This is a genomic window from Mycobacterium sp., from assembly GCF_052144515.1.
In the GTDB taxonomy this organism is placed as follows: Bacteria; Actinomycetota; Actinomycetes; order Mycobacteriales; family Mycobacteriaceae; genus Mycobacterium.
Genome location: NZ_JBKQQD010000169.1, coordinates 1 through 3,031, shown reverse-complemented (window position 1 = coordinate 3,031; position 3,031 = coordinate 1). Strand labels below are relative to the sequence as shown.

Below are 3,031 nucleotides of genomic sequence, written 5' to 3'. Positions count from 1 at the left end.
CCCGCGAGGAACGCATCGTTCAGCGAACCCCCGCCCGCGTGTCCGGCGTCGCGCAGCCGCAGCCTCGACACCTCATGGATCCCGAGGCGACGGACCATCGTGCGGTCTTTCATGAGCGACGAGCCGGACTTGGTGATCGGCCGCATGGTGCGGTAGACCGACGACGCGAGCGCCGTCGCAGAGGTGGCTGTCTGCACAGGCCGCCGTATAACGCTTCGCACCACACTCGGAGCGCCCGTAACCAAAGCCGTTGCCGCATTGGCGAGCAGCCCGGCGTCGTAGCGGAGTGCGCCGCGCAGTCCGTCCAGCGGCGACGGCATACGTGGTGGGGGCGCGACGGGCAGTGCGCCGTGCCGCCGGGCGGTGACATCGAATAGCGTCATCGCGATCTGGACGCCGCCGATGCCGTCGGCCAGGGAGTGGTGCATCTTGGTCATCAGTGCGGTGCCGCCGTCCGCAAGTCCGTCGATCAGGGTGATCACCCACAGCGGTCTGGCCCGGTCGAAGTCCGACATCGCGGCCAGCCGGCCCATCTGCAGTACCGCGTCGAGAGTTCCCGGCTGCGGCGCGATCACCCGACGCATGTGGAAGCCGAGATCGAATTCTGGGCAGTCCTCCCAGCGGGGCGGGGCGGGTCGAGGCGAGGACACTATCCGCTGGCGGAAAGTCGGCAGTCGTCGGCTGAGCCCGTCGAACCGCTCAACCAATTCGCCCCAATCCGGGGTGCTGTCCAACAGGGAGATCGTGACGATGGTCGACCGCAAAACGGGATCGCTTTCCATCGCCCAGAGGAAAGCGTCGGTGTTCTGCATGAACTCGCTCATTGCTTCATACTGCGCCGAGATCGAGTCTTTGGCATCGATTCCGACGACAATTTGTAGGCGGGCAGAATCGTGCTCGATGACACTCAACGCCAAGCTGTTATCTCGGTGCCGCTCGTCAGGCTGATCGATCCCCGTTAGGCGCCGAGTGTCACCGGCGTTTGCCACGCACCCACTGAAAAGTGCCGAGATCCTTGGTCCGCACGCTGCCGAAGCCGTGGTCTTCGAGGATGTCGCCGAGTTCGTCCTCGCCGAACGCATAGGACCCGGTTATCGGTAGTAGCTTCCGCCAATATCGGGCAGCACGCCCGACGGTGGGTACCATCACGGCCAGTCGTCCGCCCGGTCGCAGCACCCGCGCAATCTCCGCCAGCGCCGCCACCGGATCCGGTATCAGCATCAGCACGGCGATGGAGACGACCGCATCGACTGTCTCATCGCGTAGGGGAAGCCGTTGCGCGTCCGCTCGCAGGAAGCCGACCTGCGGTCCGGCCTCGGCTCGCACCGCCCGTGCCAGCATGGGCCCGGAGATGTCGACGCCCAAGGCCAGCCCGCCCGGGCCCGCGGCGCGCGCCAGCGACGCGGTGACATTACCCAGACCGCAGCCGACGTCCAGAGCGATTCCGCCCTGCGGGATGTTCAACCACTCGGTGGGCTCCTGCCATGCGGCGAGCAGCCTGCGCGCCACGGTTTGGGCGTGGTCCCAGAGCATCGCCCCGAACGGCGAGACCCATAAGGCCTGGATCGCACCGGTGTTCTTCGGCACAGCTTCGTCCTCGACCGGTCCAGTGCCCAGCAGATCGAGATAGCCCTTGCTGACATCCGGTTGCGCCGGCGGATCGGCGAGCAGCTCCAGCGCTCTGCGCAATGCCGGAGGCAACGTAGTGTTCAGATCGGTCATGCGCATTCCTTCGGGGCAAATCCGAATCAACCGGAAGATGGTGTAGCCGGCAAAAGCCGTACCGACCGCCATGAGGTATCCGACCATTTGACCAAAGCCCTGCAACAGGGAACGAAGTCTCGCCTTTTCAGGACGTTCGTCACCTCGGCAGACTCACCGGACTCGTGGGAAGAGTCCGTGGAGGTGACCTGGTCAACCGCGACTCGGCCATTGGTGCTTGTTGCTCTCAGCAGGTGTTACCGACAGCCATTTGCAGCCAATCGCGACGGCCGGGTCACGAGAGCGGACCCTGGCGGCGTCGCTACCTTCTTTCAGCAAACACCTCGCATGAATCCACCTGCCGGCCCGAAAGCCCGCCAATCTGCTCGACGAGCCGAGGCAAACCCCAACCCGCGTAGGCTGCAGGTCAAACCCCTGCCCTACAACCCCGGGCGAATACGGCGAAATCGAATACAACGGGTTACCGGTAGAAGTCGCCGTATTCGTTATCTTCTTGTGCTGCAAGTTATTTCTCTAGCGCTCGCGCTGCCGATAATCCCTATGCGGCCACGGAGTGGGTTGGAGACCCATCGGTCGGCGACAACGCTAAGCCGCTGAATATTGGCTTCTGGCTTGAGGAAATGAAGTGTTGTTCTAGTCGAGCACCCGATCCCGCAGTAGCCGGATGACTCGCTGCGGGTCGTCCGGGTCGCGATCTTCACACGAACAGCGCCGCCCTCGCGCGAACAGGACAGCAATTAGGTGGCCGGGCGTGTTTGCTCTGGCCGGAATGCCTCGTCGGTTTCCGTCCGCTGGTTCATTTTGCGGGTGCGGGCTGACTTGGCGTGTGCCCAGGGCGCTCAAGAGCCTCGATTTGGCGGGCGACCTCGACTGCGTGATCGCCAAGTCGCTCCAGCAGCCGGGCGATCAGCCCCATCTCCAGCAGCACCGGAGAGCGCAGGTCGGCGGCAGCGAGCTCGGCGCTAAGACTGGCGTGCAGCTCGTCGAGCGCGTCGTCGTCGTCCTCGGTGTCGTCGGCGATTTCGCTGGAGCCCACGAGATAGACCTGTGTCACCTGATGCCACATCTTTGCCGCGGCGTCCAGGTGTTGTCCGATCAGGCCAACGACCCGCGGCGGGAGCTCCTCGGCAAGCCCGGTCGCGCCACGCCGGCTGACGTCCGCGGCGAGGGCATGGGTGCGGCTCAGCTCGGGCAGGATGCGGAACACCGTCAGCAGAAACCTCAGCTCCCCGGCGACCGGGGCTTGGCGCACCAGCTGGACGTGCACCAGATCCTCGATCTTGGCGTACAGATCCTCGATCACTTCGTA

The 3,031-nt window shown here is 64.8% G+C and carries 3 protein-coding genes; all 3 read right to left on the bottom strand.

Translation table 11 applies throughout. The annotated features are described in order from the left end of the window. Nucleotides 1–824, bottom strand: an 824-nt coding sequence (locus tag ACLP9N_RS11535) for a wax ester/triacylglycerol synthase domain-containing protein (protein WP_442407534.1), incomplete at its 3' end; no start/stop codon positions are given. A gap of 148 nt (nt 825–972) precedes the next feature. Then, nucleotides 973–1,722 (bottom strand): methyltransferase domain-containing protein, encoded by a 750-nt coding sequence (locus tag ACLP9N_RS11530; protein WP_442407533.1) that lies wholly within the window; start codon nt 1,720–1,722, stop codon nt 973–975. Nucleotides 1,723–2,518: 796 nt separating this feature from the next. After that, nucleotides 2,519–3,031: PhoU domain-containing protein (locus ACLP9N_RS11525; protein ID WP_442407532.1), on the bottom strand; the 513-nt coding region annotated here is incomplete at its 5' end.

Coding starts and splice junctions, on each gene's coding strand:
- ACLP9N_RS11530 (WP_442407533.1), bottom strand. CDS start 1,722: ATGACCGATCTGAACACTACGTTGCCTCCGGCATTGCGCAGAGCGCTG.